This window comes from Bacillus cereus group sp. N31 (assembly GCF_016483245.1).
Classification (GTDB): Bacteria; Bacillota; Bacilli; order Bacillales; family Bacillaceae_G; genus Bacillus_A; species Bacillus_A toyonensis.
On sequence record NZ_JAEHCH010000007.1, the window covers coordinates 104,273 to 128,050 of the forward strand.

Below are 23,778 nucleotides of genomic sequence, written 5' to 3' on the forward strand. Positions count from 1 at the left end.
TAAGTACCCCTCTCAATTTAAAGTATTCAATTCTTCTATGTAAATGGATAGTATATCACAATATTCTACCTCTAGTATTGCCGAAAATTAAGTAAGCTATAAAGCGTAGAAGATATATTTTTACCTAACAAAAAAGCGGGAATATTCCCGCTTCTTTGACTATCGACGTAAGCCAAGCTTTGTGATTAATTCACGGTAACGTGTGATATCGCTATTACGAAGGTAAGTTAGTAAGTTACGACGTTTACCAACCATCTTTAATAGACCACGACGTGAATGATGATCTTTCTTGTGAGTACGTAAGTGCTCGTTTAGAGTGTTAATTTGCTCCGTTAGGACAGCAATTTGAACCTCTGGAGAACCAGTATCAGTCTCATGAGTTCTAAATTGTGCAATGATTTCATTTTTACGTTCTTGTGTTAAAGCCATCCTATTTCACCTCCTATTAATTAAACCCCCAATTACCGAGCAAGCGTCGGTGAGTCGCAATGCCAAGCAATGGTTGTCATAAAGTACATAACATAGAATACTACTTTTCATTTGAAAAAGCAAGTATATTCTTTTCACTCGCAAAATATTCTTGTGCTGTTTTCTTATCTTTTGCGATTTGTTCAACTAGCTCATCAATACCATTGAATTTCTTCTCTTCTCTTATACGCATATGCCACTCAACTGTAACACTTTGATCATATATGTCTTTGTTGAATTCAAATAAGTGTACTTCAATAGATAATTGACGCTCATTTTCTTTAAAAGTTGGTTTATATCCAATATTACATACACCATCGTACCATTCATCGTGAACTTTTAATCTCACTGCATAAACACCTACAGGTGGCAATAAATACTCATCACTTAAACCTACATTAGCGGTTGGAAAACCAATTTGTCGTCCACGTTTATCGCCATGTACAACCGTTCCTCCCACTGTATAGGCTCTACCTAAAATAGATGGAATTTGTTCCATTTCACCATTTCGAATTAACTTTCGTAATGCTGTAGAACTTACCTTCTCTTCTTGAAATTCAACTTTTTCAATCACAGTTTGTGTAAACTCCCCTCTTGCATGAAATGGTAAAGTCTCCATCTTCCCTTTTCCTAAACGTCCATATGAATAATCAAACCCTGCTACTACATGCTTTACATTTAAACCAATAATATAATCATCTACAAATTGCTGTGGCAATAAACCTGCAAACGATTCATCAAATTTAATAACATATAATATATCGATTCCTAAGTTTTCGACTATTTTTTCTTTATCACGCATCGGTGTAATATACTCCACATGCGCTTCCTTTTTCCCTAAAACAACAGATGGATGGGGATGAAATGTCATAACTGCACTTTTATATCCGCGTTCATCCGCTATTTGTTTCGCAGTTCGAATCACACACTGATGCCCTAAATGAATGCCATCAAAAAATCCTAATGCCATTACAGTAGGTGGTAATTCTAATTTATTTTGTTCATGTGGATGAGTTAAATGAATAAGTTTCACGCTTGAATTCACCTTTTTCTGTAATAATCCTTCCAATAATTCATTATAGCTTTAGTTCTTGATTATTCACAAGTACTTTCATTGGCTTTAGCATACCAGGGTGTTTTGGATGATGCTCATAAATTGCTAAGCAACGGTCATTTTTATCAAATACTGTAATGAATGGTGCTGTTATTTCTAATTCATTCTTTAAGAACATACCATTTTTTATTTTTTCTGCTTGCTTTTCATCTACAACCATTTTTGGGAATTTACTTAACGCTTCATCAATTGAAATGAAGATAGACTCTACTGTTCCATTTTGCACGTTTTCTTCAATTTCTTCAAATGATATGCAATCTTCTAGTAAAAATTCACCAGATGCCGTTCTTACAAGATGGGACATGTGTGATGGAAAACCTAGTTTTTCACCAATCATTACTGCTAGCGTTCTTACATATGTCCCTTTACTACACGTTACACGGAAACGGAATGAAATGTTTTCCCCTTCAAACATTTCACGGTCATCAAGTAATACGAATTCATGAATTGTAATGGTACGAACTGGACGTTCAACTTCTTGTCCCGCTCTTGCATATTCATATAATTTTTTTCCGTTAACTTTTACAGCTGAAAACATTGGAGGCATTTGTTCAATCGTACCTGTTAATGCTGCGAGAACTCCTTCTACTTCCTTACGAGTAATACTACGATCTACATTTGTCGTTTCAACAACTTCACCAGAAGCATCTTCAGTTGTTGTTGAAAATCCTAATGTTACTTCACCTTCATATGTTTTTGTTTCACTCGTTAAAAACTGTGCAATCTTCGTTGCTCGTCCAACACAAATCGGTAATACCCCTGTTACATCTGGATCTAATGTTCCCGTATGACCAATTCGTTTCTCACGTAATATCTTTCTTAATTTAAATACACAATCATGTGATGTCATGCCTTTTGGCTTATGTAATAATACTACACCTTCCATATATGTTCACCTCATCATAATTCTTTCATAATAATTATCCAAACTTATTTTTCATTGAAAAAATGGATAGACAAATGTCTATCCATTATTCTTCACGTTTACCGTCTTTATTAATTTCATGTAAAAGTGTATCAATTCGATGACCATATCCGATAGACTCATCAAATTCGAAAGAAATTTCCGGTGTTTTACGAAGACGAATACGTTGGCCGATTTCTGAACGAATGAAGCCTTTTGCCTTCGCTAAACCTTTTAATGTACTTTCTTTCTGTTCATCGTCACCTAAAACAGAAATATACACTTTAGCGATTTGTAAATCTCCACTCACTTGCACATCTGTTACTGTAACAAATCCGACACGTGGATCTTTAATTTTACGACTGATAATGTCGCCTAATTCTTTTTTCATTTGCTCGCCTACACGGTTTGCACGTAATTTCATAACTCTTCACCTCATTCAGTACCATTCCAATTGTGTTATCGTACGTTCAATTTCAGGAAATGAATCGATGTACTCAAGTACACGATTCATTTCTTTTTCACAGATAACACGATTTGAGGATACGGAAACAATTGCAATTTCTGTACGTTGCCATACATCTTGATGCCCTACTTCTGAAACAGCTACGTTATAACGCTGCTTCACACGAGTGAGCACCCTTTGCAAAATTGCTCGTTTCTCTTTTAAAGAATGCACATCGTAAATCATACACTCGAATGAGAGTGAAGCGATAATCATCGCTTCACTTCTTCCATAATGTATGCTTCAATGATGTCCCCTTCTTTAAGATCATTATATCTCTCAATTGTAATACCACACTCATAGTTTTGTGCAACTTCTTTTACGTCGTCTTTGAAACGTTTTAACGTATCAAGTTGTCCTTCGAAGATTACTACGCCATCACGGATAATACGAACGCCACTATCACGTGTGATTTTACCGTCTATTACGTAACAACCTGCGATTGTTCCAACTTTTGTTACTTTGAACGTTTGGCGTACTTCCGCTTGACCGATTACTTTTTCTTCGAATTCTGGATCCAGCATCCCTTGCATTGCTGATTCGATTTCTTCGATTACTTTATAGATAATACGGTGTAAACGAACATCAACGTTCTCTAATTCAGCTGTACGCTTCGCATTCACATCAGGGCGTACGTTAAATCCAATTACAATTGCATTAGATGCAGAAGCTAAAATAATATCAGATTCTGTAATCGCACCTACACCAGTGTGAATGATTTTTACTTTTACGCCTTCAACATCGATCTTACGAAGTGATGCAGCCATTGCTTCAACAGAACCTTGTACGTCTGCTTTCACAATTAAGTTAATTTCTTTTACATCGCCCTCTTGGATTTGTTGGAATAAATCTTCAAGGCTTAATTTAGATTTTTCACCACGTTGAGCAACTAACGCTTCTTGTGCACGTGATTCACCGATTTGACGAGCTTTCTTCTCATCAGCGAATGCCATGAAACGATCTCCCGCTTGTGGTACTTCATTTAAACCTGTAATTTCAACAGGAGTTGATGGACCAGCAACTTTTACTCGACGACCAATATCACTTACCATTGCACGAACACGACCGAATGATGTTCCAACAACAATTGGATCTCCAACTCGAAGTGTACCGTTTTGAACAAGTAATGTCGCGATAGTTCCTTTACCTTTATCAAGCTGCGCTTCAATTACAGTACCAGTTGCATAGCGATTTGGATTTGCTTTATATTCTTCTACTTCACTCACAAGAAGAATCATTTCTAGCAAGTTGTCAATTCCCTCGCCTTGAATTGCAGAGATTGGTACGAAAATTGTGTCTCCGCCCCATGCTTCTGGAACCAATTCATATTCTGTTAATTCTTGCATTACGCGATCAGGATTTGCCGCTGGTTTATCCATTTTATTCACAGCAACAATAATTGGTACTCCAGCTGCTTTCGCATGGCTAATTGCTTCCACTGTTTGTGGCATAACACCGTCATCAGCTGCAACAACAAGAATTGTAATATCCGTTACTTGTGCCCCACGAGCACGCATCGTTGTAAATGCTGCGTGACCAGGCGTATCTAAGAATGTAATTTTCTTATCGTTTACTTCAACTTGGTATGCACCAATATGCTGAGTAATCCCACCAGCTTCGCCAGCAGTTACTTTTGAATTACGAATAGAGTCAAGTAAAGTTGTTTTACCATGGTCAACGTGTCCCATAATTGTAACAACAGCTGGACGCTCTTTTAAGTTTTCTTCATCATCTTGCTCATCGATGAATGTTTCGAATTCAGTTTCACTTACAACTACTTCTTCTTCTACTTCAATACCGTAATCAGTAGCAATTAACTCAATTGTATCTTTATCTAAGTCTTGGTTAATTGTTGCCATAATTCCTAGCATGAAGAGCTTCTTAATAATTTCAGACGGCTCTTTGCTTAATTTTTTAGCAAGCTCACCCACTGTAAGGCTTCCAGAGAAAGTAATTTTATCTGGTGTTTCTACAATTTGCGTTTGTTGTCTTCCAGCAAAGTTATCTTGACGCTTGTCTTCGTTATCTTTGCCTTTTTTCTTCTTCTTATTACTGTTCTTTTTACTGCGAACAACTTTCTCTTCTACTTCAAACTCATCTGCAACAGAAGGTTTTTCTTCTTGGTACTCATTATCTAATTTGTTTACTACTTCATCGTCTAACATTGTCATATGATTCGAAACCTCGATATTCATTTCTTTTAGTTTTGTCATAAGATCTTTACTTGAGATATTATGTTGTTTTGCATATTCATGCACTCGAATTTTACTCATACCTTCACCCCCGGTAATTTGTATCGAGCATGCTACGCAGCTTTTTCGCAAAGCCTTCATCTAACACAGCTACAACGACTCGCTCATCTCTCCCAATCGCATGCCCTAATTGTTGTCGATTTTCGACCTTTCTCATTGGTACGTTGTAATACGTTGTTTTATCCGTCATGCGTTTTGTTGTATTCACTGACGCATCTTCAGATAGCAACACAAGCTTTGCTTTGCCACTTCGTACTTCTTTTAAAACAAGTTCTTCACCCGAAATAATTTTCCGAGCCCGGTTTGCTAGTCCTAAAAACGATTTCCAATCGGACACTTATTTCGACTCCTTCTCAACAAGCTCAAGAAGCTCTTCGTATAGAGAACCGTCGATTTTCGCTTTTAGATGATGTTCCAAAACATTTTTCTTTTGAGCTTGAAGAATACTTTCTTTATCTTTTGATAAATAAGCACCTCGTCCTGATTTCTTTCCAGTTAAATCAATGGACACTTCTCCCTCTTTGGAACGAACAATGCGAACGAGCTCTCGTTTTGATTTCATTTCTTGCGTTGCAACACATTTTCGTAACGGAACTTTTCGATTGCTCATACTCATCACCTCTATTCGATTTCGTCTTCAACTGAATCGAATCCGAATGCGATTACGCTATCTTCTTCTGTTACAATACCTAGTTGTTTCGCATCAGACTCACTCTTAATATCAATTTTCCAACCTGTTAATTTAGCTGCAAGACGCGCGTTTTGTCCACGCTTACCGATAGCTAATGAAAGTTGGTGGTCTGGAACAACAACAGTTGTTGCTTTTTCTTCTTCATCTACAAGTACTTTAACAACTTGTGATGGGCTTAAAGCATTTGCAACATATTCTACTGGATCATTTGACCAGCGAACGATGTCAATCTTTTCACCTTTTAATTCATCTACAATGCGTTGTACACGTTGTCCTTTCGGTCCTACACAAGAGCCTACTGGATCAACATCAATGTTCTCTGCATGTACAGAAATTTTAGAACGATCGCCTGCTTCACGTGCCACAGAACGAATTTCAACAGTTCCATCATAAATCTCAGGAACTTCCATTTCGAATAAACGTTTTAAAAGACCAGGATGTGTACGTGATACGTAAATTTGTGGTCCCTTCGTTGTTTTTTCTACTTTCGTAATGAATACGCGAATGCGATCATGTGGTTTGTATTGTTCGTTTGGCATTTGCTCACTTACAGGTAATAAAGCTTCTACTTTCCCTAAGCTTACATAGATGAAACGAGCATCTTGACGTTGTACAATACCAACCATGATGTCTTCTTCACGGTCACTAAACTCCGAGTAAATAACACCACGCTCTGCTTCACGCACTCGTTGTGTTACAACCTGTTTTGCAGTTTGTGCTGCAATGCGGCCGAAATCTTTTGGTGTTACTTCAATTTCTAGTACGTCACCATCTTGATAGTTTGGATTAATTTGTCTTGCTTCTTCCACAGAAATTTCAAGACGTGGATCAAACACATTATCAACAACGTCTTTACGTGCTAAAACTTGAATTGTTCCCACTTCTGGGTTAAAGCTCACACGAACGTTTTGTGCTTGGTTAAAATTGCGTTTATAAGCAGAGATTAATGCTGCTTCAATCGCATCAATAATAATATCTTTGCTAATTCCTTTTTCTGACTCTAATACGAGCAAGGCATCTAACAACTCAGTGCTCATGAAGATCCCCCTTCTAACTAAAACGTAACAGCAAGTCGCGCATTTGCAACTTTATCCATTGGAATTTGGATTTCTTTTTTACGTGTTTTAATTGTTAATAATAGTGTAATTGTAGTACCATCGTAGGAAAGTAGCTTTCCTTCAAACATTTTTTCACCATCAATCGGCTCATATGTTTTAATTGCCACTTGTTTTCCTACCGCTTGCTGGAAGTCTTTCTCTTTCTTTAATGGGCGTTCTGCTCCAGGAGATGATACATCCAAAAAGTAAAGATGAGGAATTGGATCCTCTTTATCTAAAGCTTCGCTTAAACGTTCACTTACCGCACCGCATTCTTCAATGTCGACTCCCTTTTCAGAATCGATGAATACGCGTAAGAACCAGTCCTGTCCTTCTTTCACATACTCTACATCTACAAGTTCAAGATTTAACTCTTCAACGATCGGCTGCGCAAATGCTTCTACAACTTCTGTGACTTTCTTATCCATAAACAGCCTCCTTCCTGCCGCCATGTACCATTTACAAGAAAAGATTCCGTCCATAAAAACGGTCTATCTTATTCTTTCTCGTTAGCTAACAAAAGCCCCTGCCGTTAAGCAGGGAATATCTGTCTTAGTATTACCAAATTTAAGAAGTAAAACTTGTAACAAAATATGTATATACGACAGAAATTTCTTACCTCTCTACATCAATAAAACGTAGATAGTAACACGAAAGAGTGGGTTTCCCCACTCTTTTTTTCACACAATATACATGACATGGTTATCTCGGTTAATAGTATACCATAGCAAATACTGATTTGCAAAGACTTTTCCTACCTACTAGAACAGTGATAATTGGTTTTGATCAGGTAGATCACCTAAGCAACCTTGACTATCTAAATACTCAATAATCGTTTTAGAAACCTTACTGCGCTGCTGTAAATCTTCTTTTGATAAGAAATCTCCATTTTTACGAGCTTCTACGATACTTAAAGCTGCGTTTGTACCAAGACCAGGCACCGCATTAAATGGAGGAATTAATGAGTCTCCATCAATAATGAATTCTGTTGCATGCGAGCGATATAAATCAACCTTTTGGAATGAGTATCCACGCTCACACATTTCAAGTGTCATTTCTAGTACCGTTAATAAACTCTTCTCTTTCGGTGCTGCATCTAATCCTTTTTGCGCAATTTCATCAATCTTTACACGTATAGATGCTGAACCTTTTGCCATCGCCTCTACATCAAAGTCATCTGCACGAACCGTAAAGTATGCCGCATAGAATAAAAGTGCAAAATGTACTTTAAAATATGCGATACGTACAGCCATAAGTACGTAAGCAGCCGCATGGGCTTTAGGGAACATGTATTTAATCTTCTTACATGAATCAATATACCAACCTGGTACATTATTACTTTTCATGTCCTCTTCCCATTCTTCCGGTACACCTTTACCTTTACGAACCGACTCCATAATTTTGAAGGCTAATGATGGATCTAAACCTTGATAGATTAAATATACCATGATGTCATCACGACAACCGATAACTTCACTCAGCGTACATGTACCGTTATAAATTAACTCGTTTGCATTACCGAGCCATACGTCCGTACCATGTGATAGTCCAGAGATTTGGACTAACTCTGAGAATGTCGTTGGTTTTGTCTCTTCTAACATTTGTCTTACGAATTTCGTACCGAATTCCGGTATACCAAGTGTACCTGTTTTACAGTTAATTTGTTCTTCCGTTACTCCTAATGATTCCGGACCTGAGAAAATCTTCATTACTTCCGGATCATCTGTTGGGATTGTTTTCGGATCAATACCACTTAAATCTTGTAACATACGAATAACTGTCGGATCATCGTGTCCTAGTATATCAAGTTTCAATAAATTATCATGAATTGAGTGGAAATCAAAGTGTGTCGTTCTCCACTCAGCCCCTATTGAATCTGCCGGATACTGTATTGGTGAGAAATCAAAGATGTCCATGTAATCTGGCACAACGATAATACCACCTGGATGCTGTCCAGTTGTACGTTTTACACCGGTACACCCTGCTACTAAGCGGTCAATTTCTGCATTTCGTATCGTTAAATTATGATCATTTGCATAACCTTTTACATATCCATAAGCCGTTTTTTCTGCAACTGTACCAATCGTTCCTGCACGATATACATAATCTTCACCGAACAGTATTTTCGTATAGTTATGGGCACGTGGTTGGTATTCGCCGGAGAAGTTCAAATCGATATCGGGTACCTTATCTCCTTTAAATCCAAGGAACGTTTCGAACGGAATATCATGTCCATCTTTTACATATGAAACATTACATGTTGGACATTCTTTATCTGGTAAATCAAAACCAGAACCTACCGAGCCGTCATTAAAGAATTCTGATTGCTTACACTTCGGACATACATAATGTGGTGGTAATGGATTTACTTCTGTAATTTCCATCATCGTTGCAACGAATGATGAACCTACAGATCCACGCGAACCTACTAAATATCCGTCTACTAACGATTTTTTCACCAGCTTATGTGAAATTAAATAAATTACAGCAAATCCATGTCCGATAATACTTTTTAATTCTTTTTCCAATCGGGCTTCTACGATTTCTGGTAGCTCTTCCCCATAAATGCTACGCGCCATTTTATAACTCATATCACGCGTTTCATCATCAGCACCTTCAATTTTCGGTGTGTATAAATCATCTTTTACTGGATGAACATCACCAATTAATGACGCAACCTTTTGTGTATTCGTTACTACAATTTCTTTCGCTTTGTCTTCACCTAAAAATGAAAAACACTCTAACATCTCATCTGTTGTACGGAAATGTACCGGCGGTAATGAATGTCGATTTAACGGATTTGCTCCGCCCTGCGAACTCACTAAAATTTTACGATACATAGCATCCTCTTGATCTAAATAATGCACGTTCCCTGTAGCGACAACCGGTTTATCTAACGTCTCACCCAGTTTTACTAAGTTAGAAATAATTGTTTTTAATTGTCCTTCATCTCGAACAAGTTCACGTTCTACTAAATGACGTAACACCTCTGGAGGCATTACTTCAATGTAATCATAGAATTGCGCAATTTCTTCTACTTCTTCAGGTGCTTTTTGCATCATTGCCTCAAACACTTCACCTTTATCACAAGCCGTTCCTACTAAAATTCCTTCACGATATTTTTTTAATAGTGACCTTGGTACACGTGGCACACGGTAAAAATAATTCAGGTGAGAATATGAAACAAGTTTATATAAATTTTTCAATCCAACATCTGATGTAGCAAGTAATGTCATATGACTTGGACGCCCACGTTTATACGCATCCCCTTGTCCCATACTATCATTTAATTGATCATGATATTCAAATCCCTTTTCAATTACATCTTTTAGCATTTTCACAAGTAAGTATCCCGTTGCTTCAGTATCATAAATCGCACGGTGATGTTGCGTTAATTCAATATCAAGCTTTTTACACATCGTATTTAATCGATGGTTTTTCATTTCCGGGAATAAGAACCGCGCAAGTTCTAACGTATCAATAACAGGGTTATTCGTTTTTGCTAGCCCTGCCTTTTTAAAACCTACGTTAATAAAGCCCATATCAAAGCTTGCGTTATGAGCAACAAGTGTATGGTCACCCATCCATTCCTCAAACTTTTTAAACACTTCGTCCACTTCTGGTGCATCAGTTAACATATCATCTGTAATACCTGTTAATTCAATAATCGTCGCAGATAATGGTTGATGCGGATTTGCGAAAGATTCAAAACGATCAATGATTTCGCCACCTTTTATCTTTACCGCAGCTAACTCAATGACTGTATCGTATACAGCTGATAAACCTGTCGTCTCAACGTCGAAAACAACATACGTTTCCTCTGCAAGTAAACGATGCGCTTCGTTATATGCGATCGGTACACCATCATTAACTAAATTTGCCTCTACACCGTATATAACTTTAACCCCAGCCTTTTTACCCGCAGAGTATGCTTCTGGGAAAGACTGAGCAACAGCATGGTCTGTAACTGCAATAGCCTCATGTCCCCATTTACCAGCTTGAGCAACAAGCCTAGAGACAGGCGTAACAGCGTCCATTTGACTCATTGGGGTATGAAGGTGAAGCTCTACACGTTTTTCACCTTCTGGCGCCTTATCTTTACGAGATGGTCCTGTTATTTCATTAATATCGTTTGCAATCATTACTAAATCTCGAACAAATGTATCATTTTGAACAGAACCACGTGCTTTCACCCACATTCCTTTTCTCAAGGATTGCAGCATTGGAATATCTTCTTTGTCACGCGAAAACATTTTAATCATAATAGAATCCGTATAGTCTGTTATTTTTAAAGTTAATAACGTACGCCCACTACGAAGCTCTTTTGTTTCTACATGGAATACATACCCTTGAACCGTTTTTCTTCGTTCTTCATCTTGAATTTCTCGCATCGGTGTAATCTCTTCATCTGGCTTAATAAGATATCCGAGTACAACCGGTCCTTCATGCACAACGCTACTTTCTTCAGCTTGCTTCTTCGCCATTTCTTCCATAGCTTGTATTACACGCTCACGGTCTTCTTGCTGAGTTTGCTCACGAAACTTTTGCATTTCTTCTGCATTTTGCTTTATATGTGTGTCTAACTGAAAACGTGGGAATCCAAAAGCTTCGTATTGATCACCTACTGGTTTCGTAACATTTTTCTTTAAAGCAGTAGATTCTAACTCGTTATTCACATTTATTAACAACTTCACTCCATTTACCTGAGGTAGTTGCTTCTTTAAGTAAGCAAACATAGGTGAAAATGTAATTCGCTCCGTACAAAGCGGCCAATATGCCTTCACTTCTTCTTCTGTAAATTGTTTATTCTCTGCTTGTAATGCAAATGTTGTTCTTGCAATATGAGAAAATGATTGCTTAAGCTTCACTTCTAGCAATTCATATAATTCTGTCGGCAAAATACGTGGCACTTGTAAGTCAAAATGCCAACCTTTATTCGCTTTATCAATAACTAGCTTTTCAATACCACCGCCCTGTAAATATTGATTTATAAGGTCTTCTGGTATTTGCAACTGCTGGAGCAAAATTTGAAATCGCTCTTGTTGTTCATTTGTTAATGACATAAGCACTCTCCTTCCATTTGCTATTATAAATTGAAACGTACTACAAAGAAAGATGTCTCCCTTCTTCTTTTACAAAATACGTTTACAAAGAAAGAGAAGGTACCTCATTACGAGGTACCTCTTCTTATTTTAAAATATTAGCAATATATGTTTGAAGTTCTTCTACTTTCACTTCTTCAGACTCGCCTGTAGCACGTACTTTCACTTCTACAATACCTTCATCTGCTTTTTTACCAACCGTAACGCGAACTGGAAGGCCAAATAAATCTGCATCTGCAAATTTAACACCTGCACGTTCTGCACGATCATCTAGTAATACTTCATATCCTTGCTCTTGTAATGAGTTGTAAATATTTTCACCCATTTCACGTTGTGCATCAGATTTCATATTTACTGGAATTACATGCACATGGAACGGTGCTACAGCTTTTGGCCAAACTAAGCCGTTCTCATCATTAAACTGCTCTGCAATTGCTGCCACTGTACGAGATACACCGATACCGTAACAACCCATAATAAGTGCTTGTGTTTTCCCGTTTTCATCTAGGAATGTTGCGTTCATCGCTTCACTATAGCGAGTTCCTAATTTAAATACATGACCAACTTCAATTCCGCGTGCGAAAAGAATTGTTCCGTTTCCATCTGGAGATTGGTCTCCTTCTTGGATGAAGCGTAAATCTGTATATTGACTTACTTTAAAGTCACGTTCTGGATTTACATTTACATAATGGAACCCTTCTTCATTCGCTCCTGAACATCCGTTTACAATTGATGCTACAGCATGGTCAGCAATAATTTCGATATCACCTGTTACACCAATCGGTCCTAATGAACCAACTTCACAATTTAATAATTCTTTTACTTCTTCATGAGAAGCAAGCTCAACAACTGAAGCGCCGTATACATTTTTCACTTTTACATCGTTTACTTCATGATCACCACGAACAAGTACAACTACTAATTTCTCGTCTACTTTAAATACCATAGACTTAATACACTGTTCTGCTTCAATGTTTAAGAATGCAGATACTTCTTCAATTGCTTTTTGATCTGGCGTTGCTACTTTTTCAAGTGCCTTTTCTGCTTCGTCACTCTTCGTATACGAAGCTACAACAGGAGCCATTTCGATGTTCGCTGCATAATTGGATGTATCCGAGTATGCAATAGTATCTTCACCAACATCAGATAATACCATAAATTCATGTGTATCTTTTCCGCCCATTGCTCCAGAGTCAGCAATAACCGCACGGAAATTTAAGCCACAACGAGCAAAAATGTTAGAGTATGCTTTATATAAGCGATCATACACTTCATCTAAGCTCTCCTGCGTAGCGTGGAAAGAATAGGCATCTTTCATTAGAAACTCTCTTCCACGTAATAAACCGAAACGAGGTCTTTGTTCGTCACGGAACTTTGTTTGAATTTGGTATAGCGTTAACGGTAATTTTTTATATGATTTTACTTCATCACGTACAAGATCAGTAATTACTTCTTCATGTGTCGCCCCTAAAGCAAATTCACGAGCGTTACGATCTTTCATACGCATTAATTCAGATCCGTAAGAATACCAACGGCCTGATTCTTGCCATAATTCTGCAGCTTGCATCGCTGGCATTAATAATTCTACAGCTCCTGCGCGTTCCATTTCTTCTCGAACGATACGTTCTACTTTGTGTAGTACTTTTAAACCAAATGGTAGAAAACTATAAATACCAGAAGCATTTTGACGCATAAAACCTGCGCGAAGTAATAATTGATGACTCTTAATTTCAGCATCAGCTGGAACTTCACGTAATGTAGGACTGAATACCATACTTTGTTTCATTTATTCGCACCTCTTCATTTTACTCTTACACGCAGTAAAACCCCTCACCTCGAGTTAGGTGAGGGATTTTATTCTACGAGCTCTATTTCATTATAAGTTTCACTTTATTTTACAAGAAAAACTTACGAATGTCATTCCATGTTACAACTAACATTAGTAACATTAATAATGCAAAACCAATAAAGTGGACCATTCCTTCTTTTTGACGGTCAATCGGTTTTCCTCGTAACGCTTCGATTAAGAAGAAGAATAAACGTCCACCGTCTAAAGCAGGGACTGGTAATAGATTAAATAAACCAAGGTTTATACTTAAAACTGCCGCTAAACTTAGCACACGCGTAAATCCATAATCTACGACTTGATCTGTTAGATTATAAATTCCTACTGGACCTGACAACTCATTAATAGAAAATTGACCAGTTACTAATTTCACAAGAGACTCAAAAATTAGTTTCGTCCATTCGTACGTTTGTTCAAATCCTGATTTAATCGAACCCATCACTGTTTTCTCTACAGGAGAGTAAACACCAATTCTACCAACTTCTTCTTTACCTTCTTTATCGAGTGTTGGAGTTACTTTTACATTAAGCTGTTCATTATCACGCTTTACTTGTAACGTAATTTCTTTATTCGGGTTTTCACGTACAATGGCAACAACATCTTTCCATGTACTTGTACTTTTCCCATCAATTGCTTGAATTGTATCGTTTTCTTTTAATCCAGCTTGCTGCGCTGCACTATTTCCCATTATTTTTCCGACCATTGGTTTGTCAATGGGAACCCCTTGTACAAATCCAAGAATCACAAAAATAACAAATGCTAAAATGAAGTTCATTGCAGGACCCGCAAAGATTGTTAAAGCACGTTGACCCAATTTTTTAGAGCCAAATTGCCTGTTATACGGAGCAATTTGAATTTCTTCTCCAGCAGTAATGATACGAGCCTTTTCATTCACTCGGAATGTTTGAAGCTCTTCCTCATACTCTTCATAGCCTGAAATCGTTAGATTATGCTCTAAATCGGCTTGTTCAACTTCAATAACACGAACATTTGGATATTTTTCATATCCATCAAAAACTAATTTCACAGCTTCGTCTTTTTCATTTAGCACAAGGCCAACCTTTTTCCCTGGCTTTAACTCAACTGTGTCCGCATCCTCGCCAGCCATTCTTACATAGCCACCAAGGGGCAGTAATCGAATCGTATACACCGTTTCATTCTTTTCAAATGAGAATATTTTCGGACCAAAACCAATCGCAAACTCGCGGCATAAAATGCCTGCTCTTTTCGCGAAATATAGATGCCCTAGCTCATGGAAAAATACGAGTGCACCGAAAATTAATATAAAGGCAATCGCTGTATTCAATTCCATAACCACCTTTGCTAAATTTGTTCCATCACAAACCGTCTTGTGGCTGCATCAATTTCCAGAATTTCCTCTAAGCTCGGACGTGCAATGACATTGTGATGGTTCATTGCTTTTTCAATGAGGTCTTCCACTGTTAAGAAACCAATTCTCTTTTGTAAAAAAGCTTCAACAGCTACTTCATTTGCAGCGTTCATTACAGCTGGCATACTTCCACCTGTTTTCCCAGCCTCATACGCAAAACGTAGACAACGGAAACGTTCTTGGTTCATTTTTTCAAAATGCAATGTTCCCATTTCCCATAAGTTTAACTGTTTTGTATCTGAAAGAGGTAATCTATCAGGATATGTAAGCGCGTATTGAATTGGTACTCGCATATCAGGTGAGCCAAGCTGCGCCATTACACTACGATCTTCAAATTCAACCATAGAATGAATAATACTTTCTTTATGTAAAACAACATCAATTTGCTCATAAGGGATACCAAAAAGCCAATGTGCTTCAATTACTTCTAGTCCCTTATTCATCATTGTAGCAGAATCAATTGTAATTTTCGAACCCATTGACCAGTTTGGATGTCGAAGCGCATCTTCTACGGTCACATGATGCAATTCATCTCTCGTTTTATCACGGAAACTTCCACCAGAAGCCGTTATAATGAGTCGAGAAATTCTTTTTTCATTTTCACCATTCAAGCATTGAAAAATAGCTGAATGTTCACTATCTACCGGAAGTAACGAAACATTATGTTTTCGCGCCGCTTCCATTACTAGATGCCCTGCAGTTACTAACGTTTCTTTATTTGCAATTCCAATTGTTTTTTTCGCCTCAATTGCACGAAGTGTTGGTAACAACCCTACGCTACCTACAACGGCATTTACTAAAATCTCCGCATCTGGATGTAATGCTACTTCTAAAAGACCTTCACTACCATACACAACTTTTGTATTACCAGAAACAGCTTGTAATTTTATAACATCTTCTGCTCTTTGCACAGAAACGATTTGCGGAGAAAATTCTTGAATTACTTTTACTGCGTAGTCAATATTTTTCCCTACAGAAAAAGCAACGAGACGGAATTGGTCTGGGTGCGAGCGTAACACATCTAAAGTTTGTGTACCAATTGATCCGCTTGCACCTAATAAACTAATGTTTTTCATGACTCCAACCCCTCGTTCATTTATTAATTGTATTGCAATAAGAAGTAGAGAATTGGTAACACAAATAACCAACTATCTGTTCGATCTAATATACCACCATGTCCAGGTAAAATTGTACCTGAATCTTTTACGCCATAATGACGTTTAAATGCAGATTGTACTAAATCACCAATTTGTCCAAAAATAGAAATGATAATTGTCAGCACAATTAAAATTACTACATTCGATTCAACTGGGAAGAACACGTTGTATACAAGTGCCACAATAATTCCACAAACGATGCCACCTACTGAACCTTCAATCGTTTTATTTGGACTAATTTCTGGCCATAATTTTCTTTTTCCTAATGCTTTTCCTACGAAATATGCGCCTGAATCAGTAGCCCATATAACAAATAATGCGCAAAACACATATTTAATTCCTAATATTCTCGTTTCATTCAGATATAAGAATCCCATTGCAACATATGTTGTTGCCATAAGTAAAAATGAAGCATTATCAAAAGTAAATGTATTCTTAGAAAGGACTGTATATGATAAAAGTAATAAAACAATCACAAACGTAATTTCTAATTTACCTAATCCAATCCACCTAAATAGTTCTGATGCACTACTTGGAACTAAAATAGTCCATAATAATACCGCAGCTAAAACTGTTGGTACTGAAATAAGCGTAAGCTTATTCATTCGAATTAACTCATATAAACCTATAGAAGCAAGTGCATACACTAAAACCGTAAAAGGCACGCCACCGTAAATCACGATGGGAATGAATAGCGCGGCAGCAACCACTCCAGTAATAATTCTCTGTTTCACTACCAAACCCTCTCTTTCTACACGCCTCCGAATCTGCGCCCTCTATGTTGAAAGTCTGTAATCGCACTAAGCAAATGTTCTTCCGTAAAGTCTGGCCAATACACATCCGTAAACCAAAATTCCGAATATGCAATTTGCCATAACATGAAATTACTAATACGTAGCTCTCCGCTTGTACGAATTAACAACTCTGGATCAGGTAAAGAACCCGTCATTAAGTAGGAAGAAATCATTTCTTCACTTATCTCTTCAGCACGAATTTTTCCTTCCTCACTATCTTTCATCATATGTTGCACAGCAGAAACGATTTCATCTCGACTTCCATAGTTTAACGCGAAATTGAGAATTAATCCCGTATTCTCTTGCGTATCTTCCATGGCTTTTTCCATCGCTCTGCGTGTATGCGTAGGAAGACGATCTTTTTGCCCTATTACTCGGACTTGTACGTTTTCTTCAATCAATTCTGGTAAAAATGTACCTAGAAATTCTTCTGGAAGCCTCATTAAATAGTCAACTTCCTTTTTCGGTCTTTTCCAGTTCTCAGTTGAAAAAGCATAAAGAGTTAACACTTTCACATTAAGCTTACTTGCAAATTTTGTGATTTTCTTTACAACTTGCATACCTTCATGATGTCCCGCAATACGAGGCATAGCTCTCCTCTTTGCCCATCTTCCATTACCATCCATAATGATGGCAATATGTTCTGGTATATACCCTTTTTTCACTTCTTCAACGAGATGATCAAACGATGCGTCCTTTTTACTTTTAAAAAAAGGAAAGTTTTTAAACATCATTCATACCCTCCAGCAAGCAGACATATGCCTAAAAGTGTAAAAAGACCCCCTTAAGAAGAGGGTCATATTTGCGAAGTTATCGCTATTACACTTCCATGATTTCTTTTTCTTTGTTTTTTGCGATTTCGTCAACTTTTGCAATATATTTATCTGTTTCTTTTTGGATATCTTCAGTATATCCTCTTAAATCATCTTCCGTAATCTCGCCAGCTTTTTCAAGCTTCTTAAGGTCATCGTTACCGTCACGACGTACGTTACGAACCGCAACTTTTGCTTCTTCAGCATATTTTTTCACAACTTTTACAAGATCACGACGACGCTCTTCTGTTAATGCAGGGAATGCAATACGAATTACAGTTCCGTCATTAGAAGGGTTTAAGCCTAAATCTGCTTTTAAAATTGCTTTTTCAATATCACCGATAGAAGTTTTATCATACGGTTGAATTACAAGCAAACGTGCTTCTGGAACTGTAATGTTCGCTAATTGCACAACTGGTGTTGGTGCACCATAGTAATCAACTTGTACCTTATCTAATACAGACGAGCTTGCACGACCAGCGCGAACTGTTGCTAATTCACGAGAATAAGCAGCAACTGCTTTTTCCATTTTTTCATTTGAAGACTTCAATACTTGTTGTCCCATAATTATTTCCCCCTTACAACTGTTCCGATATTTTCGCCTAAAACGGCACGTTTAATATTACCTTTTTCCATAACTGAGAATACAATTAATGGAATATCATTATCCATACATAGAGAAGAAGCTGTAGAATCCATTACACCTAAACCTTCTTTTAATACATCTAAGTAAGTAAGCGTTTCGTACTTCGTAGCAGTTGGATCAATAGATGGATCTGCACTATATACGCCATCCACATTATTTTTCGCCATTAAAATAACGTCCGCTTCGATTTCCGCTGCACGTAATGCTGCTGTCGTATCTGTAGAGAAGTATGGGTTACCAGTACCTGCGGCAAAGATAACAACACGTTTTTTCTCTAAGTGACGAATTGCTTTACGACGAATGTAAGGCTCTGCCACTTGACGCATCTCAATTGAAGTTTGAACGCGAGTTTGAATTCCAATATTCTCTAAACTATCTTGAAGAGCTAGTGAATTCATAACTGTCGCTAACATGCCCATGTAATCTGCTCCTGCACGATCCATGCCCATTTCGCTTCCAATTTTCCCACGCCAAATGTTACCGCCACCAACAACAACAGCAACCTCTACATCAAGTTCTGCAATTTCTTTCACTTGTTCCGCAACTGACTTGATAACAGCTGGGTTAATTCCAAATCCTTGCTCGCCAGCTAAAGCTTCTCCGCTCAGCTTTAAAACGACACGATTATATTTCGGTTTACTCATAATGAACCTCCAATTGCTTACATCTTTATTTTAAAAAAGGGAACACAATGTGTTCCCTAATCTGTATTAGTTGTTACCTTTTACTTGGTTCATTACTTCTTCAGCAAAGTTGTCTTCGCGTTTTTCGATACCTTCACCAACAGCGTAGCGAACGAATCCTTTTAATGTTCCGCCTTTAGACTCAACGAATTGACGAACTTTCATATCAGGGTTTTTAACGAATGCTTGGTCAAGTAAGCAAATTTCTTCGAAGAATTTGCCAAGACGGCCTTCTACCATTTTTGCAACGATTTTTTCAGGCTTGCCTTCGTTTAAAGCTTGTTGTGTTAATACTTGACGCTCATGCTCAACTTCTTCAGCTGTTACAGCATCACGGTCAATGTATTTAGGGTTAACTGCTGCAATGTGCATTGCTACATCTTTAGCAGCTGCTTCGTCAGTAGAACCTTCAAGAACTGTTAATACACCAATACGTCCACCCATGTGTAGGTAAGCGCCGAATGCATCAGCATCCGTTTTTGATACGATTTCGAAACGACGAAGTGTAAGTTTTTCACCAATTTTAGCAATTGCTTCATTGATGTGCTCTTCTACTGTTTTACCGCCTTCAATTGTTTGAGCCATAGCTTCTTCAACGTTAGCTGGTTTGTTAGCTAATAAGTGAGCAGCTAATTCTTTAATTAAAGCTTGGAAACCTTCGTTTTTCGCAACAAAATCAGTTTCAGAGTTTAATTCTAAGATTAAACCGTCGTTACCGTTTGTTTCGATGAAAGTTAAACCTTCAGCAGCGATGCGGTCAGCTTTTTTAGCAGCTTTCGCAATACCTTTTTCACGTAAGAAGTCAATTGCTTTCTCCATGTCGCCGTTTGTTTCAGTTAAAGCCTTTTTGCAGTCCATCATACCTGCGCCTGTTTTTTCACGAAGTTCTTTTACCATTTGTGCAGTGATTGCCATGTTTTTCATCCTCCTAAAATATGTATTTATACCTTTTAAAAAGGTTTTTATACCTTAAAAAAGGTGATAAAAGGCCGAACCCCTTATCACCTTTCCAAATTTGTTACGCAGTAACAGTTTCTTCACCTTGTTTTGCTTCAAGGATCGCGTCTGCCATTTTAGATGTAAGAAGTTTTACAGCACGAATTGCATCATCGTTTGCTGGGATAACGTGATCGATTTCGTCTGGATCACAGTTTGTATCAACGATACCGATGATTGGAATGTGTAATTTGCGTGCTTCAGCAACTGCAATACGCTCTTTACGAGGGTCTACTACGAATAATGCACTTGGAAGACCTTTCATATCTTTAATACCGCCTAAGAATTTCTCAAGACGCTCTAACTCTTTTTTAAGTTGAACAACTTCTTTCTTAGGAAGTACTTCGAAAGTACCATCTTCTTGCATTCTTTCGATGTCTTTAAGGCGCTTGATACGCTTTTGGATTGTTTGGAAGTTTGTTAAAGTTCCACCTAACCAACGTTGGTTAACGAAGTACATACCAGCACGAGTTGCTTCTTCTTTAATAGCTTCTTGTGCTTGTTTTTTAGTACCTACGAATAAAATGTCTCCGCCTTCAGCAGCGATGTCGCGCATCGTTCTGTAAGCTTCCTCAACTTTTTTCACAGTTTTTTGTAAGTCGATGATGTAGATACCGTTACGCTCTGTGAAAATGTAACGCTTCATTTTTGGGTTCCAACGACGTGTTTGATGTCCGAAATGAACACCAGCTTCAAGCAATTGCTTCATAGAAATTACTGACATAATATAGTTCCTCCTAAATGGTTTTTGATATCCTCCGTTTACTTCATCTCTAAGCGAAACTACAACCGTAGCACCAACACTTAAATCAGTAAACGTGTGTACTTTGTACTGACACCACTGCTTACTATATCATACTGAAATATTACAATCAAGTCGAAAATGCGAACAATGTAAAACTTTCTTTATTCACACTCGAATTCTAGTATTACCAACCTGTATTTCTTTTAAGCGAAAAAATAAAATTCAATTCATAGTTTTCCAAAGAACACGATTATGGCGCTTTTCACAAACAACATCAATCTCTTATATACAAAAAAACTCTCCTCATTTGAGGAGAGTTTTTATAAATTAGTTTGTTTTTAATTTAGCAAGTTCATGTAAAAATTTGTCGTTTAATACTTTAATGTATGTTCCTTTCATACCTAAAGAACGAGACTCGATTACACCAGCACTTTCTAATTTACGTAGTGCATTTACAATCACAGAACGAGTGATTCCTACACGATCAGCAATTTTACTTGCAACAAGTAGACCTTCTGTTCCGTTTAACTCTTCGAAAATGTGCTCAATTGCTTCTAACTCACTGTAAGATAATGAGCTAATCGCCATTTGAACAACAGCTTTACTACGTGCTTCCTCTTCGATTTCTTCTGCTTTTTCACGTAAGATTTCCATACCTACTACAGTTGAACTGTATTCAGCAAGGATTAAATCATCATCTAAGAACTCTTGACCAAGACGAGCTAACACTAATGTACCTAGACGCTCACCGCCACCAACGATTGGTACGATTGTAGTTAAACCTTGACCGAATAATTCTCTATTTTCTACTGGGAATGCTGTGTAAGCACTGTTTACATCTAAGTTTGAAGATGTTTCCGTTACATTGAATAAGCTTTGCGTATATTCTTCTGGGAATTGACGCTCTGCAAGCATTTGTTTCATACGCTCGTTCTCGATTTGTTGGTGAATTGCATAACCTAGTAATTTACCACGACGACTTACTACGAATACGTTCGCTTCGATTACTTCACACATTGTGTCAGACATTTCTCTAAAGTTTACAGGCTTTCCTGCTGCGCTCTGTAATAACGCATTTAATTTTCTTGTTTTTGCTAATAATTCCATTTCAAAAGTTCCTCCTACATGTTACTCACATATTTTTTCATCACTTGGAAACTAGGGCGAGTCACCTGATGACACTATTACAAAATAAACTGGCTCACATCTTTATTTTTAGCAATTGTTGCTAATTTCTCCTCAACGTATTGAGGTGTTATCGTTATTTTCTCTAACGTAATTTCAGATGCTTCAAACGATAAATCTTCAAGGAGCTTCTCCATAATCGTATGGAGTCTTCTTGCTCCAATATTATCTGTATCCTGATTAACTTGATAAGCAATCTCAGCAATCTTACGAATAGCTTCGTCTGAAAATTCAATTTCTATACCTTCAGTCGCTAATAATGCCATATACTGTTTAATTAACGCATTGTCAGGCTCGATTAATATTTTAACAAAATCATCTGTCGATAATTTTGTTAATTCTACTCGAATCGGAAATCTCCCTTGCAATTCCGGAATTAAATCCGACGGTTTAGACATATGAAACGCTCCAGCTGCAACGAATAAAATATAATCCGTTTTTACTGATCCGTATTTTGTCGCAACATTCGATCCTTCTACAATTGGTAAAATGTCACGTTGCACACCTTCACGTGATACATCTACGCTATTCGACTGCTTACCAGCAATTTTGTCAATTTCATCGATAAAAATAATCCCGAGCTGTTCAGCACGATAAACAGCCTCTTGTGTAACTTCATCCATATCAATTAAGCGCTGTGCTTCCTCATTTGTCAAGAGTTTTCTTGCTTCTTTTACAGAAAGTTTACGTTTTTTCGTTTTTTTCGGCATAAAACTTCCTAATGCATCTTGGAAATTCATTCCCATTTGTTCCATACCAGTTCCTTGTAACATATCAAACATTGAAGACTGTTGCTCAGTCACTTCAATCGATACAATTTCATCTTCAAGAAGTCCTGCAGCAAGCTTTCTTTCCACGTCTTGACGTTTCTTTTCGATTTCAACATCTTCTTGCTCATCGGATGTTTGATTCGAATTTTGAGCACCGCCAAAAAGCATTTCTAATGGATTTTTAAATCCAGATTGCTTCTCCGGACTTGGCACTAAAATTTCAACAAGACGTTGGTTCGCTTGCTCTTCTGCTTTATCTTGAACTTTAACTACCATTTCTTCTTTCACGATGCGTACTGACGTTTCTACAAGGTCACGTACCATCGACTCTACATCTCTACCTACATATCCAACTTCTGTGAATTTAGTAGCTTCAACCTTAATAAAAGGTGCTCCAACGAGTTTCGCCATTCGTCGTGCTACCTCTGTTTTACCAACACCTGTCGGTCCAATCATTAAAATATTTTTAGGTGCAATTTCATCACGTAAATTTTCAGCTAGTTTACTGCGACGATATCGATTTCTCAAAGCTACAGCAACCGCTTTCTTTGCATCTTTTTGACCGATGATGTATTGATCTAATTTTTCCACAATTTGGCGCGGAGTAAAATGTAAATGCAT

At 37.5% G+C, this 23,778-nt stretch carries 22 protein-coding genes; all 22 read right to left on the reverse strand.

All coding sequences use genetic code 11. The annotated features are described in order from the left end of the window. Positions 1 to 159: 159 nt before the first annotated feature. Complete coding sequence (gene rpsO / locus JDS81_RS11935) at positions 160 to 429, reverse strand: 30S ribosomal protein S15 (RefSeq protein ID WP_001229392.1); 270 nt, start codon at positions 427 to 429, stop codon at positions 160 to 162. A 100-nt stretch (positions 430 to 529) separates the two neighbouring features. Then, positions 530 to 1,501, reverse strand: a complete 972-nt coding sequence (ribF, locus tag JDS81_RS11940) for a bifunctional riboflavin kinase/FAD synthetase (protein WP_000766714.1) — start codon at positions 1,499 to 1,501, stop codon at positions 530 to 532. Positions 1,502 to 1,544: 43 nt separating this feature from the next. Next, a complete protein-coding gene (truB, locus tag JDS81_RS11945; RefSeq protein ID WP_097954013.1) occupies positions 1,545 to 2,468 on the reverse strand; it encodes a tRNA pseudouridine(55) synthase TruB in 924 nt (307 codons plus the stop codon). A gap of 85 nt (positions 2,469 to 2,553) precedes the next feature. Further along, the gene (rbfA, locus tag JDS81_RS11950) at positions 2,554 to 2,910 is read right to left on the reverse strand and encodes a 30S ribosome-binding factor RbfA (protein WP_000776439.1); all 357 of its coding nucleotides are present in this window, start codon (positions 2,908 to 2,910) and stop codon (positions 2,554 to 2,556) included. 15 nt (positions 2,911 to 2,925) lie between these two features. Then, complete coding sequence (locus tag JDS81_RS11955) at positions 2,926 to 3,207, reverse strand: DUF503 domain-containing protein (protein WP_000582364.1); 282 nt, start codon at positions 3,205 to 3,207, stop codon at positions 2,926 to 2,928. Continuing rightward, positions 3,204 to 5,264, reverse strand: coding sequence for a translation initiation factor IF-2 (infB, locus tag JDS81_RS11960; RefSeq protein ID WP_000036352.1), 2,061 nt, complete (start codon positions 5,262 to 5,264; stop codon positions 3,204 to 3,206). The genes JDS81_RS11955 and infB overlap by 4 nt, the downstream gene beginning before the upstream one ends. Before the next feature lie 4 nt (positions 5,265 to 5,268). After that, positions 5,269 to 5,580 (reverse strand): YlxQ family RNA-binding protein, encoded by a 312-nt coding sequence (locus JDS81_RS11965; RefSeq protein WP_001286525.1) that lies wholly within the window; start codon positions 5,578 to 5,580, stop codon positions 5,269 to 5,271. Further along, a complete protein-coding gene (gene rnpM / locus JDS81_RS11970; protein WP_000071127.1) occupies positions 5,581 to 5,853 on the reverse strand; it encodes an RNase P modulator RnpM in 273 nt (90 codons plus the stop codon). An 11-nt stretch (positions 5,854 to 5,864) separates the two neighbouring features. Then, complete coding sequence (gene nusA, locus JDS81_RS11975; RefSeq protein ID WP_000102596.1) at positions 5,865 to 6,971, reverse strand: transcription termination factor NusA; 1,107 nt, start codon at positions 6,969 to 6,971, stop codon at positions 5,865 to 5,867. 17 nt (positions 6,972 to 6,988) lie between these two features. After that, the gene (gene rimP / locus JDS81_RS11980) at positions 6,989 to 7,459 is read right to left on the reverse strand and encodes a ribosome maturation factor RimP (RefSeq protein ID WP_000359095.1); all 471 of its coding nucleotides are present in this window, start codon (positions 7,457 to 7,459) and stop codon (positions 6,989 to 6,991) included. Between the two features lie 333 nt (positions 7,460 to 7,792). Then, entirely contained in the window at positions 7,793 to 12,094 is a 4,302-nt protein-coding gene (locus tag JDS81_RS11985) for a PolC-type DNA polymerase III (protein WP_000060011.1), read from the reverse strand. 124 nt (positions 12,095 to 12,218) lie between these two features. Next, positions 12,219 to 13,919 carry a proline--tRNA ligase gene (locus JDS81_RS11990; protein ID WP_000814320.1) on the reverse strand — a complete coding sequence of 567 codons (1,701 nt, stop codon included), beginning with the start codon at positions 13,917 to 13,919 and terminating at the stop codon, positions 12,219 to 12,221. Positions 13,920 to 14,028: 109 nt separating this feature from the next. Then, complete coding sequence (gene rseP, locus JDS81_RS11995) at positions 14,029 to 15,285, reverse strand: RIP metalloprotease RseP (protein WP_142311402.1); 1,257 nt, start codon at positions 15,283 to 15,285, stop codon at positions 14,029 to 14,031. A gap of 17 nt (positions 15,286 to 15,302) precedes the next feature. Then, entirely contained in the window at positions 15,303 to 16,445 is a 1,143-nt protein-coding gene (dxr, locus tag JDS81_RS12000) for a 1-deoxy-D-xylulose-5-phosphate reductoisomerase (protein WP_000790354.1), read from the reverse strand. A 23-nt stretch (positions 16,446 to 16,468) separates the two neighbouring features. Beyond that, positions 16,469 to 17,260 carry a phosphatidate cytidylyltransferase gene (cdsA, locus tag JDS81_RS12005; protein WP_000813595.1) on the reverse strand — a complete coding sequence of 264 codons (792 nt, stop codon included), beginning with the start codon at positions 17,258 to 17,260 and terminating at the stop codon, positions 16,469 to 16,471. A gap of 17 nt (positions 17,261 to 17,277) precedes the next feature. Beyond that, the gene (gene uppS, locus JDS81_RS12010; RefSeq protein ID WP_000971308.1) at positions 17,278 to 18,054 is read right to left on the reverse strand and encodes an isoprenyl transferase; all 777 of its coding nucleotides are present in this window, start codon (positions 18,052 to 18,054) and stop codon (positions 17,278 to 17,280) included. A gap of 85 nt (positions 18,055 to 18,139) precedes the next feature. Then, positions 18,140 to 18,697, reverse strand: coding sequence for a ribosome recycling factor (frr, locus tag JDS81_RS12015; protein ID WP_000531505.1), 558 nt, complete (start codon positions 18,695 to 18,697; stop codon positions 18,140 to 18,142). Positions 18,698 to 18,699: 2 nt separating this feature from the next. Next, entirely contained in the window at positions 18,700 to 19,422 is a 723-nt protein-coding gene (gene pyrH, locus JDS81_RS12020) for a UMP kinase (protein ID WP_000042662.1), read from the reverse strand. A 66-nt stretch (positions 19,423 to 19,488) separates the two neighbouring features. After that, positions 19,489 to 20,376, reverse strand: a complete 888-nt coding sequence (tsf, locus tag JDS81_RS12025; RefSeq protein ID WP_001018579.1) for a translation elongation factor Ts — start codon at positions 20,374 to 20,376, stop codon at positions 19,489 to 19,491. A 103-nt stretch (positions 20,377 to 20,479) separates the two neighbouring features. Beyond that, complete coding sequence (rpsB, locus tag JDS81_RS12030; RefSeq protein ID WP_000111485.1) at positions 20,480 to 21,181, reverse strand: 30S ribosomal protein S2; 702 nt, start codon at positions 21,179 to 21,181, stop codon at positions 20,480 to 20,482. A gap of 348 nt (positions 21,182 to 21,529) precedes the next feature. Next, positions 21,530 to 22,309 (reverse strand): GTP-sensing pleiotropic transcriptional regulator CodY, encoded by a 780-nt coding sequence (gene codY / locus JDS81_RS12035; protein ID WP_000421291.1) that lies wholly within the window; start codon positions 22,307 to 22,309, stop codon positions 21,530 to 21,532. Between the two features lie 77 nt (positions 22,310 to 22,386). Further along, positions 22,387 to 23,778: an ATP-dependent protease ATPase subunit HslU gene (hslU, locus tag JDS81_RS12040; RefSeq protein ID WP_000550076.1), complete on the reverse strand. Its 1,392-nt coding sequence runs from the start codon at positions 23,776 to 23,778 to the stop codon at positions 22,387 to 22,389.